Source organism: Micromonospora sp. C28SCA-DRY-2, from assembly GCF_030519475.1.
GTDB lineage: Bacteria > Actinomycetota > Actinomycetes > Mycobacteriales > Micromonosporaceae > Micromonospora.
Map to the genome: position 1 here is coordinate 485,355 of NZ_JAUMKD010000001.1, position 17,267 is coordinate 502,621.

General features: G+C 74.5%; 18 protein-coding genes. 8 read left to right on the forward strand and 10 right to left on the reverse strand.

The window, feature by feature from the left end; all coding sequences use genetic code 11:
* Positions 1–51: 51 nt before the first annotated feature.
* Positions 52–840 (reverse strand): sporulation protein, encoded by a 789-nt coding sequence (locus Q3W71_RS02200; RefSeq protein WP_302917581.1) that lies wholly within the window; start codon positions 838–840, stop codon positions 52–54.
* A 242-nt stretch (positions 841–1,082) separates the two neighbouring features.
* Between Q3W71_RS02200 and sigB the strand changes: the two genes are divergently transcribed.
* The 4 genes from sigB to Q3W71_RS02220 all read left to right on the forward strand — a co-directional run bounded on the left by sigB (position 1,083) and on the right by Q3W71_RS02220 (position 3,477).
* The gene (gene sigB, locus Q3W71_RS02205; protein WP_302917582.1) at positions 1,083–2,093 is read left to right on the forward strand and encodes an RNA polymerase sigma factor SigB; all 1,011 of its coding nucleotides are present in this window, start codon (positions 1,083–1,085) and stop codon (positions 2,091–2,093) included.
* Positions 2,094–2,214: 121 nt separating this feature from the next.
* Entirely contained in the window at positions 2,215–2,574 is a 360-nt protein-coding gene (locus tag Q3W71_RS02210; protein ID WP_302917583.1) for a helix-turn-helix transcriptional regulator, read from the forward strand.
* Positions 2,571–3,059, forward strand: coding sequence for an SRPBCC family protein (locus tag Q3W71_RS02215; protein ID WP_302917584.1), 489 nt, complete (start codon positions 2,571–2,573; stop codon positions 3,057–3,059). The genes Q3W71_RS02210 and Q3W71_RS02215 overlap by 4 nt, the downstream gene beginning before the upstream one ends.
* A 10-nt stretch (positions 3,060–3,069) precedes the next feature.
* A complete protein-coding gene (locus tag Q3W71_RS02220) occupies positions 3,070–3,477 on the forward strand; it encodes a VOC family protein (protein ID WP_302917585.1) in 408 nt (135 codons plus the stop codon).
* Between the two features lie 4 nt (positions 3,478–3,481).
* Here Q3W71_RS02220 and Q3W71_RS02225 read toward each other — a convergent pair whose 3' ends face one another.
* From Q3W71_RS02225 to Q3W71_RS02235, 3 genes are read right to left on the reverse strand one after another with little or no spacing between them, the layout of a single operon-like run.
* Positions 3,482–6,037: a bifunctional GNAT family N-acetyltransferase/acetate--CoA ligase family protein gene (locus Q3W71_RS02225; RefSeq protein ID WP_302918705.1), complete on the reverse strand. Its 2,556-nt coding sequence runs from the start codon at positions 6,035–6,037 to the stop codon at positions 3,482–3,484.
* 16 nt (positions 6,038–6,053) lie between these two features.
* Positions 6,054–7,235 (reverse strand): acetoin utilization protein AcuC, encoded by a 1,182-nt coding sequence (locus tag Q3W71_RS02230; protein WP_302917586.1) that lies wholly within the window; start codon positions 7,233–7,235, stop codon positions 6,054–6,056.
* A 47-nt stretch (positions 7,236–7,282) separates the two neighbouring features.
* The gene (locus Q3W71_RS02235) at positions 7,283–8,140 is read right to left on the reverse strand and encodes a sulfurtransferase (RefSeq protein ID WP_302917587.1); all 858 of its coding nucleotides are present in this window, start codon (positions 8,138–8,140) and stop codon (positions 7,283–7,285) included.
* Positions 8,141–8,240: 100 nt separating this feature from the next.
* Here Q3W71_RS02235 and Q3W71_RS02240 point away from each other — a divergent pair, with 100 nt between their 5' ends.
* Positions 8,241–8,930 (forward strand): metal-dependent transcriptional regulator, encoded by a 690-nt coding sequence (locus Q3W71_RS02240; protein ID WP_302917588.1) that lies wholly within the window; start codon positions 8,241–8,243, stop codon positions 8,928–8,930.
* Positions 8,931–9,007: 77 nt separating this feature from the next.
* Here Q3W71_RS02240 and Q3W71_RS02245 read toward each other — a convergent pair whose 3' ends face one another.
* From Q3W71_RS02245 to Q3W71_RS02265, 5 genes are all read right to left on the reverse strand, one after another.
* A complete protein-coding gene (locus Q3W71_RS02245) occupies positions 9,008–9,556 on the reverse strand; it encodes a hypothetical protein (RefSeq protein ID WP_302917589.1) in 549 nt (182 codons plus the stop codon).
* Between the two features lie 74 nt (positions 9,557–9,630).
* A complete protein-coding gene (locus Q3W71_RS02250; RefSeq protein WP_302917590.1) occupies positions 9,631–9,873 on the reverse strand; it encodes a DUF5522 domain-containing protein in 243 nt (80 codons plus the stop codon).
* Between the two features lie 202 nt (positions 9,874–10,075).
* Positions 10,076–11,065: an asparaginase gene (locus Q3W71_RS02255; RefSeq protein WP_302917591.1), complete on the reverse strand. Its 990-nt coding sequence runs from the start codon at positions 11,063–11,065 to the stop codon at positions 10,076–10,078.
* 215 nt (positions 11,066–11,280) lie between these two features.
* Complete coding sequence (locus Q3W71_RS02260) at positions 11,281–12,573, reverse strand: M23 family peptidase (protein ID WP_302917592.1); 1,293 nt, start codon at positions 12,571–12,573, stop codon at positions 11,281–11,283.
* 36 nt (positions 12,574–12,609) lie between these two features.
* Entirely contained in the window at positions 12,610–12,870 is a 261-nt protein-coding gene (locus Q3W71_RS02265) for a hypothetical protein (RefSeq protein ID WP_302917593.1), read from the reverse strand.
* A 379-nt stretch (positions 12,871–13,249) separates the two neighbouring features.
* Here Q3W71_RS02265 and Q3W71_RS02270 point away from each other — a divergent pair, with 379 nt between their 5' ends.
* The 3 genes from Q3W71_RS02270 (at position 13,250) to Q3W71_RS02280 (ending at position 16,255) form a co-directional block, all read left to right on the forward strand.
* The gene (locus Q3W71_RS02270) at positions 13,250–14,212 is read left to right on the forward strand and encodes a helix-turn-helix transcriptional regulator (RefSeq protein ID WP_302917594.1); all 963 of its coding nucleotides are present in this window, start codon (positions 13,250–13,252) and stop codon (positions 14,210–14,212) included.
* Positions 14,213–14,372: 160 nt separating this feature from the next.
* Complete coding sequence (locus Q3W71_RS02275) at positions 14,373–15,662, forward strand: MFS transporter (protein ID WP_302917595.1); 1,290 nt, start codon at positions 14,373–14,375, stop codon at positions 15,660–15,662.
* 29 nt (positions 15,663–15,691) lie between these two features.
* The gene (locus Q3W71_RS02280) at positions 15,692–16,255 is read left to right on the forward strand and encodes a dihydrofolate reductase family protein (protein ID WP_302917596.1); all 564 of its coding nucleotides are present in this window, start codon (positions 15,692–15,694) and stop codon (positions 16,253–16,255) included.
* On the opposite strand, the gene Q3W71_RS02285 is transcribed toward Q3W71_RS02280, so the two are convergent.
* A complete protein-coding gene (locus Q3W71_RS02285) occupies positions 16,252–17,187 on the reverse strand; it encodes a DUF2332 domain-containing protein (RefSeq protein ID WP_302917597.1) in 936 nt (311 codons plus the stop codon). The genes Q3W71_RS02280 and Q3W71_RS02285 overlap by 4 nt on opposite strands.
* Between the last annotated feature and the right edge of the window lie 80 nt (positions 17,188–17,267).

A 17,267-nucleotide genomic window follows, 5' to 3' on the forward strand; every position in this document is an offset into this window, starting at 1 on the left:
GCCCGGCCCGGTCCGGTCAACCCCGGTCCGGTCAACCCCGGTCCGGCTCGATCAGAAGAAGAGGCCCCGGCGCTGCAACGACTGGCGCAGCCAGCCGTCGAGCTGGGCTGCCCAGTCGGTGCGGTCCATGGTGGCGTAGTCGACGGTGAACCGGCCGAACGCGTCGCGACCCTCGGTGAGCAGCCCACCGCGCTTGTCCAGCTCCAGCACCACCTGCATCTGCCGCGGGTCGGCGACGAAGGTCACCTCCAGCTGGTTGATCGCGCGGGCGTACTGCGGCGCCGGGTGGAACTCGATCTCCTGGTAGAACGGCAGGGTCTGCCGTACGCCGTAGATGTGGCCCCGCTCCACGTCGGCGCGGGCGAACCGGAAGCCGAGCCGCAGCAGCGCCTCCAGCAGCCGTTCCTGGGCCGGCAGCGGGTGCACCGCGACCGCGTCCAGGTCGCCCTTGTCCACCGCCCGGGCCACCTCCAGCTCGGTACGCAGCCCCATCGTCATCCCGTGCAGGTGCTGCCCGTACAGCTCGGTGACCGGGGTCTCCCACGGCACGTCGAAGCGGAACGGGATGTCGTAGCGCTGCCCCGGCTCCAGCCGGAACGCGCCGGTCACCTGCTGCCGGTGGAACTCCTGGGTGGAGTTGTACTCGTTGTCGCCGCTCTCCACCTCGACCCGGGTGACCAGGCCCAGCGCCACGTAGCTGACGTCGACCTGGTGGTCGCCGCCGGCCACGTGCACGGTTCCCTCCAGCTGGCCACCGGGCCGGCAGTTGGGGTTCGCCAGCACGGTTTCCACCGACGGGCCGCCCACACCCATCGCCTGCATGAGCCGCTTGAAGACCACGACGCCCTCCGTTGCCTGATCCGCGCCGGCCGGCGCGATCGGCCCCGCTGGCCGACCGCTGGCACGGTAACCGGGCCCGGCAACCACCGGCGGCCGACACCCCGGCACCCGACGTTCCGCCGAGATTGGTGTCGGTTCCCCGATCGCCTCACTCCCGTTTCACGCCCCGCCCGCCAAGCTGTGTGTCACACCGGCACCACTGGGCCGGACGAGCGGCACAGACGCGGACACGGGGAGAAGAGATGGCCCTGCAGATGACGGAACACCGGATGCGCGGCACCATCGAGGCCGAGCACGGCACCGACACCCTGACCGACCTGGACGCCACCGACGAGCGCGGCGTCTCCACGGACCTGGTCCGGGCATACCTGAACGGCATCGGCCGTACCAAGCTGCTGACCGCCGCGCAGGAGGTCGACCTGGCCAAGCGGATCGAGGCCGGGCTCTTCGCCGAGGAGAAGCTGGCCACCTGCACCCCGGTCTCCGCGCAGCTGCGGGCCGACCTGGAACTGATCGCCGCCGAGGGCCGCGCCGCCAAGGACCACCTGCTGGAGGCGAACCTGCGGCTGGTGGTCAGCATCGCCAAGCGGTACACCGGTCGCGGCATGGCCTTCCTCGACCTGATCCAGGAGGGCAACCTCGGCCTGATCCGCGCGGTCGAGAAGTTCGACTACACCAAGGGCTACAAGTTCTCCACCTACGCCACCTGGTGGATCCGCCAGGCCATCACCCGCGCCATGGCCGACCAGGCCCGCACCATCCGCATCCCGGTGCACATGGTCGAGCAGGTCAACCGGATGGTCCGGGCCCGCCGCGAGCTGTCCGTGACGCTGGGCCGGGAGCCCACCGTGGCCGAGGTCGCCCGGGCGCTGGACATCCCGGAGTTCCAGGTGATCGAGCTGATCTCGTACGACCGGGAGCCGGTGAGCCTGGACCAGGCGGTCGGTGAGGACGGCGAGAGCGCGCTCGGCGACTTCGTCGCCGCCGTCGACCCGGCCGCCGAGCCGGGCGACGCCGCCGCGCAGGGCGAACTGCGCAACGAGGTGAGCATCGTGCTGGCCACCCTCTCCCAGCGGGAGCAGGCGGTGATTCGGCTCCGGTTCGGCCTGGACGACGGCCGCCAGCGCACCCTCGACGAGGTGGGTCGCGAGTTCGGCCTGTCCCGGGAGCGGATCCGGCAGATCGAGAAGGTGACCCTGCTGAAGCTGCGGGCCCCGGAGCGGGCCCAGCGCCTGGAGGCGTACGCCTGCTGACGGCGCCTGCCGCACCGTGGCCCCGGCGGTTCGCCGGGGCCACGGTGCGTCCCGGGGTGCTTGACCCGGCCCCCGATCCGCGATAGAACCAACTGGTTATAGAACCAGGAGGTTATGAACGGTGGCTCCCGAACTGCTGGACGCGACCTTCGCCGCGCTCGCCGACCCCACCCGGCGGGCCATCCTCGCGCGGCTGGCGGCCGGCGAGGCCACCGTGACCGAGCTGGCCGCGCCCTTCGCGATGAGCCAGCCGGCCATCTCCAAGCACCTCAAGGTGCTGGAGCGCGCCGGGCTGGTCAGCCGGGGCCGGAACGCCCAGCGGCGGCCCTGCCGGTTGGAGGCCGGGCCGCTGCGGGAGGCCAGCGCCTGGCTGGCGAACTACCGCGACTACTGGGCGGAGAGCTACCAACGCCTCGACGCCCTGCTCGACGAGGTGCGGTCCGGCGACCGGACCGCCGCGGAACAGGACCCGGCCCGGTGACCGGCCCCGCCGACCCGCTGGTGGTGGCCACCCCGGGCGACCGGGAGATCGTGCTGAGCCGGCTCTTCGACGCCCCGGCGCACCTCGTCTTCGCCGCCTTCACCCGCCCCGAGCTGCTGGTCCGCTGGTACGGCGCGCGCGGCTGGCGGCTGGTGGAGTGCGAGGTGGACCTGCGGGTGGGCGGGCGCTGGCGCTATGTCTCGCAGGGCCCGGACGGCGAGCGGATGGGCCAGGGCGGGGTCTACCGCGCGGTCGAACCACCGCACCGGCTGGTCTGCACCGAACTCTTCGACGACCAGTCCTACCCGGGCGAGACCCTGGTCACCCACGAGTTCACCGAACTCGTCGGGCGCACCACCGTCACCACCACGCTGCGCTACGCCACTGCCGAGGGACGCGACCGGGTGTTGCGTTACCCGATGACCCGCGGCGTCGGTGAGAGCTTCGCGCGGCTCGCCGAGCTGCTGCACGAGACGACGAGGTGAGGAGAGCACCGTGAACTGGACCCTGGAAGTGGTGATCGTGCCGGTCTCCGACGTGGACCGGGCCAAGGCGTTCTACGCCGACCAGCTCGGCTTCACCGTCGACCACGACACGGTGGTCGGCGACGACGCGCGGATCGTGCAGCTGACCCCGCCCGGCTCCGGCTGCTCCATCGTGATCGGCAAGGGCGCCGTGCCGGAGATGCCGCCGGGCTCGCTCAAGGGCCTCCAGCTGGTGGTGCCCGACCTGCACAAGGCCCGGGCCCAGTTGGTCGAGCGGGGCGTCGAGGTCAGCGAGATCCAGGTGCTGGGCGAGAACCCGCGCCCGATGCCGGACCCGCTGGACAACGTCGGCTTCGTCTTCTTCACCGACCCGGACGGCAACTCCTGGGCCGTCCAGCAGATCTCCGACCGGGCCTGAGGCGCTACAGCCGGCGCGGGCCGGTGTCCGGCCGGTCGGCCGCGGAGCCGGTGCGCACGGCGGCGTGCAGCACCGAGAGGCCGTCCGGCCGCACCAGCACCGGGTTCAGGGTGAGGGAACGGACCCGGGGCTGCTCGTCGGCGAGCCGGCCGACCCGCAGCAGCAGCTCGGCCAGGGCCGCCCGGTCCACCGGCGCGGCGCCCCGGTGCCCGCGCAGCAGCGGCGCCGCGCGCGGCTCGTCGACCAGCTCGGCGGCGTCCAGGTCGGTCAGCGGGACGGCCCGCCAGGCCCGGTCGCCGAGCAGCTCGGTCGCGACGCCGCCGAGGCCGAAGCCGACCACCGGCCCGAACGCCGGGTCCTCCACCAGCTCGACCACGCAGGCCACGCCGGGCGGGACCATCGGCTGGACCAGCACGTCCGCGCCGAAGACCGGGGACATCTCGGCGTACGCGCGGCGCAGGGTCGCCGGGTCGGGCAGGTCGAGCCGGACCGCGCCCAGGTCGAGCCGGTGCCGCAGCCCGGGGGCGGCCGCCTTCAGCGCCACCGGGTAGCCGAGCCGGTCCGCCGCGGCCACCGCCTCGTCGGCCGAGCGCGCGGGCACCGACTCGACCACCTCGATGCCGTACGCGGCGAGCAGGCCCGCCGGGTCGGTGGCCTCCGGGCGCAGCGCCGCCTGCGCCGCAGCCCGGTCGACGCCGGGCAGCTCCGGCACCGCCCCGGGCGGGCGGCGCAGCCAGTCGGCGTACGCGGCGACCCGGGCCAGGGCGCGGACCGCCTCCTCCACGCTCGGGTACGCCGGCACCCCGGCCGGCGCCCGGCCGACCAGGAACGTGGCCACTGTCGGCTTGCCGGGCGCGAGCGCGTTGGGCAACGCGGCGGAGAAGTCCGCCTCGGCGTCGGGGAGCTGGCCGGGCAGCGGCGGCGCGAAGACCACCACCAGCGCGTCCACCTGGTCGTCGGCGGCGGTCTCGGCCAGCGCGGCGGCGAACTCAGCGGCCCCGGCGCGCGGTCCGACGTCCCGGACGCCGCCGGCGGCGACGGTCAGCCCCTGGGCGGCGCAGGCGGTGGCGGCCAGCCCGGTCAGCGCCGAGGAGTTGCCCACCACGCCGACCCGCCGGCCGGCCGGCAGCGGCTGGTTGGCCAGCAGCACCCCGACGTCGAGCAGTTCGGCCACGGTGTCCACCCGGATCACGCCGGACTGGGCGAACAGCGCGCTCACCGCCACCTCGTCGGGGCCGACGGAGTCGCCGACGCCCGGCGGGCGGGCCGGCGAGGCGAGCGCCACCACCGGCTTGTCCCGGCCGATCCGGCGGGCCAGCCGGGCGAACTTGCGCGGATTGCCGAACGTCTCCAGGTACAGCATGATCACGTCGGTGCCCGGGTCGTCCTGCCAGTACTGGAGCAGGTCGTTGCCGGAGACGTCGGCCCGGTTGCCCGCGGAGACGAAGCTGGACAGCCCCAACCCGCGGCGGTCCGCCTCGGCCAGCAGGGCCACCCCGAACGCGCCGGACTGGCTGAAGATGCCCACCCGGCCGGGCACCGGCAGCCGCGGGGCGAGGGTGGCGTTGAGGCGTACCGCCGGATCGGTGTTGGCGACGCCGAGGCAGTTCGGGCCGACCACCCGCATCCCGGCGGCGTGCGCGGCGCGGACCAGGGCCCGTTGCGCCGCGGCCCCCTCCGGACCGGCCTCGGCGAAGCCGGCGGAGATCACCACCAGGCCGTGCACCCCGGCGGCGGCCGCGTCCGCGACCACCGTCTGCGCCGCCTCCGGCGGCACCGCGACCACGGCCAGGTCCACCGGCAGGCCGGCCGCGGCCGCCGACGGGTACGCGGGCAGCCCGGCGACCGTCGCCGCGCTCGGATGCACCGGCACCACCGAGCCGGTGAAGCCGGAGTCGCGCAGGTGCCCCAGCACCGCCGCGCCGACGCCCTGCCCGGTGGCGCTGGCACCGTAGACCGCCACCCCGCGCGGGGCGAGCAGCCGGGCGATGGACCGGGCCTCGGTGCGGTGCTCCCGGCCGCGCTGCACCTCCAGCGTCGCCTCGGTGGGCGCGATCGGGAAGCTCAGGTGCACCACGCCGTCGGCGAACTCGCGCTGGACCTGGTAGCCGAAGTCGGCGAAGACCCGCAGCATCGCGCCGTTGGCCGGCAGCACCTCGGCGACGAAGTTGACGATGCCGACCCGGCGGGCCGCGTCGGCCAGGTGCTCCAGCAGCACCGAGCCGATCCCCCGGCCCTGGTAGGCGTCCTCGACCACGAAGGCGACCTCGGCCTCGGGCGCCTCCGGGCCGAGCCGCTCGTAGCGCCCCACGGCGACGATCCGGTCGCCGGCCAGCACCACGAACGCCTCCCGGTCGCGGTGGTCGACGTTGACGAAGCGCTGCAGGTCGCGTTCCGGGATCCGCGGGTACGGCGAGAAGTAGCGCAGGTAGCGGGTGCGCTCGGAGAACCGGGAGTGCATGGCCACGATGCCCGGGGCGTCCGCCGGCCCGATCTGTCGCAGCTGGACGGTGGTGCCGTCGCTGAGCAGCACGTCCACCGGTTGCGGCGCGGTCGCCACCGGCCCGGCCGGGGGTTCAGTCACGGGGGTCGTGCGGGTCGAGCCCGAACAGCGGGAAGACCGCCTTGCGGGTGGCCGCGATGGCCCGGTCCACCGCGTTCGGCTCCCCGGTCGGCTGCCACGGCTCGTACGCCGGGTCGACGTCGTCGGTCATCCGCAGCGGCACCTGGTGGCCGGGACGGCGCGCGGCGGCCAGTTCCCGCCAGGCCGGCGGGGTGAGCGTGGCCGGGTCGACCGGCTCGCCGGTGGCGACCGCCAGCAGGTGCGTCCAGGCCCGGGGCACCACCTCGACCAGCGCGTACCCGCCGCCGCCGGTGGCCACCCAGCGGCCGTCGCAGAGTTCGTCGGCGAGCGCCCGCAGGACCAGGTAGGTGGCGCGCTGCCCGTCCACCGACAGGTGCAGGTCGGCCAGCGGGTCGAGCCGGTGCCCGTCCGCGCCGCACTGGGTGACCAGCAACTGCGGCCGGAACGCGCGCAGCACCGAGGGCACGATCGCGTGGAACGCGCGCTGCCAGCCGGCGTCGCCGACGCCCGGCGGCAGCGGCACGTTGACCGCCGTCCCCACCGCCTCCGGGCCGCCGGTCTCGTCCGGGAACCCGGTGCCGGGGAAGAGCGCGAGCGGGGTCTCGTGCAGGCTGACCGTGAGCACCCGCGGGTCGTCCCAGAAGATCTGCTGCACCCCGTCGCCGTGGTGCACGTCCACGTCGACGTAGGCGATCCGCTCGGCGCCCAGGTCGAGCAGGCGGGCGATGGCCACCGCCGGGTCGTTGTAGACGCAGAAGCCGGCGGCCCGGGCCGGCATCGCGTGGTGCAGGCCGCCGGCCACGTTGACCGCGCGGCGGGCCTCGCCCCGCCAGACCGCCTCGGCGGCGGCCACGCTGGCGCCGGCGACCAGCGCGCTGGACTCGTGCATCCCTTGGAAGACCGGATTGTCCGAGGTGCCCAGCCCGAACCCGGCGAAGAGCGGATCGCTCGGCGCGACCCGCACCGCGTCCAGGTAGCGCGGGTCGTGCACCCGGGTCAGCAGCGCCTCGTCGGCCGGCTCCGGCTTGACCAGCCGCACCCCCGGCCGGCGCAGGACGCCCAGCTCGCGGGCGAGCGCCATGGTCAGCTCCACCCGCACCGGGTCCAGCGGGTGGTCACCCATGTCGTAGGCGAGCAGCGACTCGTCCCACACCACCACCGTGTCGTCGGACATGGGCTCATCGTCGCACGCGTCCCGGAGTGACCCCGCGCACGCGCTGCTCACGCGTCGGGTGTCGCCCCGGTGGCCACCGGCCGGGAGGGGTCGGCGACCCAGTTGCTCCACGAGCCGACGTAGAGCGCGGCGTCCGGGCGGCCGGCCAGGTGCAGGGCGAGCACCGCCTGGGCGGCGGTCACCCCCGAGCCGCAGTACGCCCCGACCGGGCGGTCCGCGCCGACCCCGGCGGCGGCGAACCGGTCGCGCAGCGCGTCGGCGGCCGGGAACCGCCCGTCCGGACCGACGTACTCGGCCGCCGGCAGGTTGGCCGCGCCCGGCACGTGCCCGGCCACCGGGTCGATCGGCTCCGTCTCGCCCCGGTAGCGGGGGGCGGTCCGCACGTCCAGCAGCACGCCGTCGCCGGCGGCGAGCCGGGCCGCCGCGCCCGCGTCGAGCACCGGCAGTTCGCCCGGCCGGACGGTGACGTCGCCGGGGCGGGGCTCGGGCACCTCGGTCGAGGTGGGCAGCCCGGCCGCCAGCCAGGCCGGGAAGCCGCCGTGCAGCAGCCGCACCGCGCGGTGGCCGGCCCAGCGCAGCGTCCACCAGGCCCGCGCGGCGGCCATGCCGTCGCCGCCGTCGTACACCACCACGGGGTGACCGGCGCGGACGCCGGCGGCCCGCAGCGCCGCCTGCAACGCGGCCGGGTCGGGCAGCGGGTGCCGGCCGGCGGCGCCGGGCGGCCCGCAGAGGTCGGTGTCCAGGTCGACGAAGACCGCGCCGGGCAGGTGGCCGGCCGCGTAGTCGTCCCGGCCGGGCGGGCCGGTGAGCCGCCAGCGGACGTCGAGCACGGTGGGCGGGTCGGCGCGGTCGAGCTCGGCGGCGAGCCGGTCGGGTTCGACCAGAAGATCATCGGTACCGGACATGGCGTCCAGTCAACACCATCGGGGCTGCCACCACCGGTTCGGCGGCGGTCAATCGTCGGACGTCCGAGGTAGCATCGACCACCGGAGGGCCGCTGACGATATGAAGTCTCACGACCTGGTCGATACGACCGAGATGTACCTGCGCACCATCCTCGAACTCGAGGAGGAGGGGGTGCCGCCGCTGCGCGCCCGGATCGCCGAACGGCTGCGGCAGAGCGGCCCCACCGTCAGCCAGACCGTCGCCCGGATGGAGCGCGACGGCCTGCTCACGGTCGAGGGCGACCGGCACCTGACGCTCACCGCGCAGGGCCGGGCCACCGCGGTCTCGGTGATGCGCAAGCACCGGCTGGCCGAGCTGCTGCTCGTCAACGTGATCGGGATGCCCTACGAGGAGGCCCACGAGGAGGCCTGCCGGTGGGAGCACGTGATGAGCGACGCGGTCGAGAAGCGGGTCTACGACCTGCTCAACCGGCCCACCCGCTCGCCGTACGGCAACCCCATCCCCGGGCTGGAGGAGCTGGGCTCCCCCGAGCCGCAGACCGCCGAGGTGGCCGAGGGTGAGCGCAACCTGGCGTTCCCCGGCCTGTCCGGGCCGGTGGTGGTGCGGCGGATCTGCGAGAGCGTGCAGACCAACGCCGACGTGCTGCGCCAGCTGCACGCCGCCGGTGTCGACCCGGGTGCCCGGGTGACCGTGGCGCAGGAGCGCGACGGGGTCTCCATCGACCGTGACGGCGGCCGGATCCGGCTGCCCCGCGAGGTCGCCTCGCGGGTCTTCGTCGCGGCCGGCTGACCGGTCCCGCTCCCGGGCCGGCTGGCCCCCGCTCCTGCGGCGGCCACCGGCCGGCCGGCTGACGGTGCCCGCCGCCGTCACAGGGCCCCGGTGTCGACCTTCTTCGCCAGGTCGACCAGCGCGGCGACGAGGTCGTCCACCGCACCCCGGTCGGTGCCCTTCGGGCTGGTCCAGTGCAGCGTGGCCAGCCGCCCCCCGCCGGCCAGCCAGCCCACCTCGGCCACCGGGCCGTGACCGCCGCCCGCGGCACCGGTGCGCCGGTACGCCCGCTGGCCGAGCCCGGTGACCTTGGTCGCCTTCGCCGGCACCACGTCCTCGGTGAACGTGGTCGGGTCGATGGACGTCTCGGTCACGGTCAGGGTCAGCTCGGGCAGGCTCGCCGTTCCGGAGCGCACCACGCAGGTGTGGCTGTCGCCCCGATCGCTGGCCGCCGCCACGTCGAAACGGACCTGGGCGTGCTCCTCGATCACGGCGAAGTCGAGCAGCCGGCACGCGCCGCCGGACGAGGCCGCCGGCACGTCGATCGAGATCGGCGCCGGCGGCGGCACCGCCACCGGTTCGGCCTCCGCCGCGCAGCCCGCCACCAGTAGCACGGCCACGCCGGCGACCACGCTCCGCCCGTGCACGATCACTCCTCCGCTGTCCACCCCGACGTGTCCGCCGGACACCGTACGGGCTCACCCGGTCCCGGCGGAAGCCCTCAATCGGCCACGTACGGGCAGTGCCGGCAGCCGCGGCCGCAGCAGGTGCCCCGGCGGGCCAGGAAGCCCGCGCTGAGCACGAAGAGACCGGTGCCCGGGTCGAGGTAGCCGGCCTCCCCGGCGGCCAGCGCGGCGGCGTGCGCGGCGAGGATCCGGTCCCGGTCGGGGTGCCCGGGCGGCAGCCGGGACGGGTGCGGCTCGGTCAACGGCCGGTCCGCCAGCGGTCGTCGCTCTCCGCTCACCGGGGCAGTCTAGGGAGACGACCCGGCCGCCCCGGACCAGGGCGGCGACCCATCCGCCCGGACCAGGGCGGCGGCTCAGCCGGACCGGAGCGCGCGACTCAACCGCCGGGCCGCAGTGCGGCTCAGCCGCGCCGGGCCGGAGCGCGGCTCAGCGTGCCGGACCGGAGCGTCGCGGCGCAGCGGCGGCGGGCCGGAGCGCGGTTCAGCCGTGCCGGGCCAGGGCGGCGGTGATGGTGCCCCGGCTCGCACCCGCCGCGAGCAGCAGCCGGAGTAGCACCTTCGCCTTGTACGGGTCGAGCAGACCGCCGTCCAGCAGCCCGCGCCGGCGCAGGTCGGTCTCCGAGCCGACCGCGCCGTAGGTGTTCCGCAGCACCGACCCGGCGCCGCAGCGGGAGGTGAGCACCACCGGGATCCGGTCGGCCAGGGCGCCGAGCACCGGGGCCAGCGTGGCGGGGACGTGCCCCACGCCGAAGCCGGCGACGACCAGTCCGTGGTGGGTGTCGGCGACCCGGTCGAGGAGCAGCCCGTCGTCGTCCAGGGTCACCGTGTGCAGGGCGACCCGGGTGTCGGCCAGCCGGGCCGGGTCGACCGGCGGCAGCGGCGCCGGCCGCTCCGGCCGGAGCAGCACGCGTACCCGCCCCTCGATCACGTGCCCGAGCGGGCCCGTGTTCGGCGAGGCGAAGGTGGCCGTGCTGGTGCTGTGCGTCTTGCGTACCCAGCGGGCGGCGTGGACCTCGTCGTTGAAGGCGACCAGCACGCCCAGGCCGCGGGCCGCCGGGGCGGCCGCCACCCGGGCCGCGGCCAGCAGGTTCGCCGGGCCGTCCGGGCCGGCCAGGGTCGGGTTGCGCATCGCCCCGGTGAACACCAGTGGCGCGTCGTGCGGCCAGACCAGGTCGGCCAGGAACGCCGACTCCTCCAGCGTGTCCGTGCCCTGGGTGACCACCGCGCCGGTGGCGCCCGCGGTCACCGCCCGGCCGGCGGCGTCGACCACGTCGAGCAGCTGGCGGTACGTCAGGTGGGCGCTGGGCACCGCGAGGGCGTCCCGTACGTCCAGCGGCGCGTCGAGGTCGCCGAGCCCGGGCACCGCGGCGACGAGGTCCGCGCCGGTCAGCCGGGTGACCACCCCCGCCCGCCCCGGGTCGTGCCCGCCCATCGCGATGGTGCCGCCGAGGGTGAACAGGGCGATGGACACGTGCGGACCTCCCGTCAGCGCCGCGGCGCGCGGCCCGCCGACCGTACCGCCCGGGCGGAATGGGGTGGCACCGGGCGAGCCGCGCCGGCAGGCTGGCCGGGTGCCCTACCGCCGCGTCGAGACCGATCCCGGCCCCGACGCCGTACGGGCAGGCGCACGACGGCCGCCTGCCGCGACCGGGGTGGTCGCGGCAGGCGGGGTGACCGTCGTACGGGTCAGCTGACCGTCCTCGGCTGCGTGGAGAGCAGCACCTGGGTCCAGCCGGACGCGTCGACCGGGTCGCTCAGGTGGTACTGGACGTCACTGCCGTCCAGGTCGTACGGGTTGACGTCGTGGTAGTGGTACATGCCGCCGGAGGAGGTGCGGCCGAAGTAGATGCCGCCGCCCGGCGACATCAGGTGGGTGAAGCCCCAGCCGTCGGCGTCGAGCGTCGCCGGGTTCCAGTCGTCCGGCCCGTTGATCTTGTAGGACCGGAGGGTGCCCGCGCTGGTGGTGCCCAGGATCCAGTTGGTCCCGGTCGCGGTCAGGGTGTTCAGCGTGAAGCCGCTGCCGATCAGGGTGTTGGTGTTGATGGTCACGGAGTGGGTTCCCACGGTGACGCCGTAGCGGCGCAGCTGGCCGTCGGCGATGCCGAACAGGTTGCCGGCCCCGTCGTAGGCGAGCAGGTCGCTGGTCCAGCCCTTCGAGCCGATCTCGACGGGCGCGTCGAAGGTGAGGGACTCGTTGTTGGTACGGACGTCGACCCGGTAGAGCTTGCCGGCGGTGGAGGTGACCAGGATCGTGTTGAAGTTCATCGTGGCCATCGCCTTCGGCGTGAAGCCCAGGGTGGCGGTGGAGATGACCGGCCCGAAGGTGCGGTCCCCGGTGCCCGCGTCGATCACGGAGTAGGTCATCCGGCCGTCCGGCAGCACGCCGTAGACGGAGGCGTTCCCGGCCACGTGATCCGCCGACCACCAGCTCGTCCGCTTCTGCGCGCCGGCCCAGCTGAAGCTGAAGTGGATGTGGTCGGTGTGCGGGTTGGCACCGCTGTAGGTCTGCCAGCCGGCCGAGGGCTCGTACGCCTTCCAGATCTTGTTGTTCCAGATGATGTACATCATGCCGAGCCGGCGCGCCATCGCGTGCCGGTTGCCGTACGAATCGGTGGCGAGCAGCCAGTTAAGCAGATCGGTGGCGTCCGCCCGCTGCCCGGCGTCGTAGTAGTTGAAGTGGTAGTCGAGGGCCCGGCCCTCCTTGTGTTCACTGGTCCCGCCGCTGCCGCAGTCCCGGCCGATGCCCCAGGTGTGGGAGCCGTAGGTCGCGTTGAGCAGGTCCTTGAAGCCGACCACGCCCGGCTTAGCCGTGGGGTCGCAGGTGTCCTGGCCGTCGTAGGCGGCGTAACCGTCGATCCGGGAGCCGAAGGCGGGGGTGCTGGGGGCGGCCAGGGCAGTCGTCGGCGCGGCGACGACGGTCGCCGCCAGGGCGGTGGTCACGGCGGCGGCCAGGCCGGCCATCCGGAGCAGACTTCTCACGTACGGTGTCCTTTCCCGGGACTGGAAAAACGGAAATCAGACGATGCGCCAGAGGTCGAGCCGCGGATCATCCGCGAGGCAGCACTGAACCGCCCGACGCAGAATTGCGTACGCCAACGACGGCCGGTCGGTGGCGACGAATGCGAGAATGTCGAATCCGGACGGCCCGGCCCGAATTCGGAAATGGTTAATCCGATCGTCCAGACGCGCCCGCGCCGACAGCAGGCCGTTCAGCTCCGGTTCGGGATATCGCGGATCCCCGCCGAGTGGGGCTATCCGGACCACGGCGGCGATCACGCCTGGTTCGGCGCCGGAAGCGGCGGCGTCCAGCCGAAACCCTCGGCGAGCGGACCCGTGGTGACCTCGATGCCGAGGGCCGCGGCGATGGCCGTCAACACCGCGACGAGCAGCACCGGAACGAACAGTCGGGTGGACAGAGAGCGGCACGCGGACATGACTGGTCCCTTTCGGATAATGGCGGAAGATGGCACCTCGACGCGTATTCGGTGATTGCTCACCGGCGTTGGGACAAGCGTGCCGCTCCCGCGGGGCGCTGTCACCGTCTTGGGGCTGGCCAGACCCTGCCTGGCGAGAAGTCGCAACCGCCGCCACGGGACAGCGGAAAAGGCCGCGCCACATCTACACTCGTCCCCATCGAACCAACGGGGAGGTTTCGGTGCTGGAAGCGCTGGGTTTGTCCACTGTCAATGAATCGGTCTACCGGGCGATGCTCGCGCATCCCACCCTCGACGTGGCCGGTCTCGCCGCCCACCTGGATCTCGACCCGGCGCAGGTGCACGCCGCGCTCGACGTGCTCGCCGATCTGGCGCTCGTCCGGTTGGACGGCACCGGCGGCGCGGCCCGCGCGGTGCGGCCGCAGACCGGGCTCGCCGCGCTGCTGGCCCGGGTCGAGGCCGACATCGCCGTACGGCAGCAGCAGATCGAGGCGGTGCGCGCCGCCATCGCCGACATCGCGGTGACGCACGAGCAGCACGAGGTGGTGCTCCGGCTGGAGGGGATCGACGCGGTCCGCGACCGGCTGGCCGAGCTGGCCGGCAGCGCCACCACCGAGTGCCTCTCGTTCAGCCCGGGCGGCGCCCAGCCCGCCGACACCCGGCATTCCGAGGCGCCCCTCAACGCCGCCGCCCTGGACCGCGGCGTCCGGATCCGCAACGTCTACCAGGACAGCTTCCGCAACGACCCGGCCACCCTGGCCCACGCCCGGCGGATGGCCGCGCTGGGCAGCGAGTCGCGCACGGTGCCGACCCTGCCGATGCGGCTGATCATCGTCGACCAGAGCATCGCGCTGACCCCGATCGACCCGCGGGAGCCCCGCCTGGGCGCCCTGGAGCTGCGCAGCCCCGGTCTGGTCGCCGGGTTGCTCGCGCTCTTCGAACAGGTCTGGCAGCAGGGCAGCCCGTTCGGGGAGGTGCCCGGCGCCCGGTCCGGGACACTGACCCCGCAGGAGAAGGCGTTGCTGCACCTGTTCGCCGACGGGCACACCGACGAGTCGGCGGCCCGGCAGCTGGGCATCTCCGCGCGCAGCGTGCAGCGGCTGATGAACGCGCTCACCGAACGGTTGCAGGCGAGTAGCCGGTTCCAGGCCGGCGTCGAGGCCACCCGGCGCGGCTGGATCTGACCGCCCGGCGGCCGGCGCGCGGGCCACCGGCGCCACCGCCGGCCCGGAAATGGCTGGCACGGGCCGGGGTGGGGCGGCAGGCTGGCGCGGTGCCGCACCGCTGCGTCCAGACCGACTCCGCCCCGGCCGCCGCACGCCGGCTGACCCGGGGGGCAGGGACGTGACGCAGCGACTGCTGCCGTCCGCCGAGGCGGCCACCCCGGCACCGCTGTGGCGCAGCCGGGACTTCGGCCTGCTCTGGGGCGGCCAGACGGTCGCCGAACTCGGCACCCGGATCTCCAACGTGGCGGTGCCGCTGCTCGCCGCGGGCACCCTCGGCGCCAGCGTCTTCCAGGTCTCCCTGCTGACCTTCCTGGCCTGGCTGCCGTACCTGCTCTTCTCGCTGCCGGCGGGGATCATCGCCGACCGGGTCGACCAGCGCCGGCTGATGGTCGCCTGCGACCTGGGCCGGGCCGTGCTGCTGCTGTCGGTGCCGGTGGTCGCCCTGGTCGGCCGGCTCAGCCTGCCCTTCCTGTACGCCGTGGTCGGCCTCGCCGGCGTGCTCACCGTCTTGTTCACCGTGGCGTACAAGAGCGTGCTGCCGGCGCTGGTACCGGCCGAGCAGTTGCTGGACGCCAACGCGAAGCTCACCATCAGCCAGGACTCGGCCGAGCTGGTCGGGCCGACGATCGGCGGGGTGCTGGTCGGGCTGGTCGGCGCCGCGAAGACCTTCCTGGCCACCGGGGCGACCTTCCTGGTGAGTGCGGTGACGTTGCTGCTGGTCCGGCGCCGCCCCGCCGTCCGGTCCGGGCGCGAGCGAGGGCCGCTGCGCGCGGAGCTGACCGGCGGGCTCGGCTTCATCCGCCGGCAGCGGATCCTGCTGGCCATCCTGGCCTGCACCACCACGTCCAACTTCTTCGTGATGGCGTCCAGCTCCATCGAGGTCGTCTTCATGCTGCGCGAGCTGCACGCCTCCCCCGCGCTGGTCGGGCTGGTCTTCTCGGTCAGCGCGGTGGGCGGGCTGGTGGTCGGCGCGCTGGCCGGGCGGCTGACCGCCTGGCTCGGGTCCGCCCGGGTGATCTGGGTGGCGATGGCCGCGCCCGGCCCGCTCTACCTGCTGATGCCGCTGGCCCAGCCCGGGTGGGGGGTGCTGCTCTACGGGGTCGGGCTGGCCGCGTTCTCGGCCAACGCGGTGCTGTTCAACGTCGCCTCGATGACCTACCGGCAGCGGATCACCCCACCCGAGCTGCTCGGCCGGGTCAACGCGGCGTTCCTCTGGATCTGCTTCGGGGTGATCCCGCTCGGCGCGTTGCTCGGCGGCGCGCTGGGCAGCCAGCTCGGGCTGCGGCCCGCGCTGTGGATCTGCGTGCTCGGCACCTGGAGCGCGTCGCTGTTCGTGGTCTGTTCGCCGCTGCGCGGGATGCGCGACGTGCCGGCGGCTGTCCGACCCGTCGGGGATGCTGTGAGCTGACGGCAGCCGATCGCGAAGGAGCACCGACGATGCGGAAGATCATCGTGCACATGAGCGTGTCGCTGGACGGGTTCTTCGAGGGCCCGGGCGGGGACATCAGCTGGCACATGGTCGACGAGGAGCTGCACCGCCACTTCAACGCCGAACTGCGCACCATGGGCGGGTTCCTCGACGGGCGGCGGACCTACGAGCTGATGGCCGCCTTCTGGCCCACGGCCGACCAGGATCCGGCGAGCAGCGAACCGATGAAGGAGTTCGCCGGGATCTGGCGGGACATGCCCAAGGTGGTCTACTCGCGGACCCTCGAGCGGGCCGACTGGGGCACCACCATCGTCCGGGAGGTCGTCCCCGACGAGGTACGCAAGCTCCAGGCCGAGCCGGGCGGCGATCTCGTCCTCGGCGGGGCGGACCTCATCGCCACCTTCCTCGAACACGACCTGGTCGACGGGTGGCGGATCTACGTCCACCCGGTCATCCTCGGCCGGGGCCGGCAGATCTTCCCCACCTCCGGCGAACGGCGCCCGCTGCGGCTGGTCGGCACCCGCACCTTCGGCAACGGCGTGGTGCTGCTCTGCCACGAGCGGGCACGCTAACCGAACCAGGTCATCGCCTGGCCGTGCCCGCGGGTCCAGGCCAGCGGCGTCCCGTCCAGCGCCAGCACGTTGTGATGGGCATCGCCCGGCGGCTCCGGGAGCGCGTCGTACGGCAGCACGTCCGGCGCCTCGTTGGCGATCCAGTGGCCGGGCAGGGCGCGTACCGCCTCGGCGAACGCCGCCCGGCGCGGCGCCGGCACCTGGTAGAGCACGGAGGTGTGGAACACCACCAGGGTGGCGCCGGCCGGCGCCCGCGCGGCCAGCGCGGGCAGGTCGTCCACCAGGTCGCCGCGCACCAGCAGCGGCGGGTCGGCCGCGGCGACGGCCGCCGCGGCCCGCAGCCGGTCCCGGCGGTGCTCGTGCTCCGGCCAGATGAGCGCGTCGAGCCAGGCGACGTCCGCCGGATCGGTCACGTCGAGCGGGTTCAGGTCCAGGCCGGCCCGCCACACCACCTCGGGCCGGCGCTCCGGCGGCGCGCTGCCGGTGAGCGCGCAGTCGAGGACCGGCCCGCCCCGGCCGAGCAGCCGGTCGCCGTAGCGGTAGGCGTACCGGTCGGGATAGAGGCAGAGCCCGGCGGAGGCGCCCACCTCGATCAGCGCGAGCGGCTGCGGCAGGGCGGCGAGCACCGGCAGCAGTACGGCACAGCGCCCCGGCTCGTTCGTCTGCACGGCCCGGCTGCGCAGCTCCGCCTCGATCGCCGGCCAGTTGGCCAAGGTGAAGTCGTGGAACGCTGCCGGGTCGTGCACCGGCCCGCCGAGCAGCCGCACCACACCGAAGAGCAGGTTCGGCTGCCGCTTGGCCGGCGGGAGCGTCTCGGCGAGGGCGAGCAGCCCGTCGTCTCGGGAGACCGCGAGGGAGAGGCGCTCGTACGCGGGCGACACGCCCCGCGCCTCGCGGGCTCCGAACCGCACGTACGTCTCGGCGATGGTCATCCCCCGATGATCGCCGGCATGCCCCCACGTTGTCCTGCCCGCCGACGGCGTCGACACCGGATTCGCCGTGGTGGACTCCC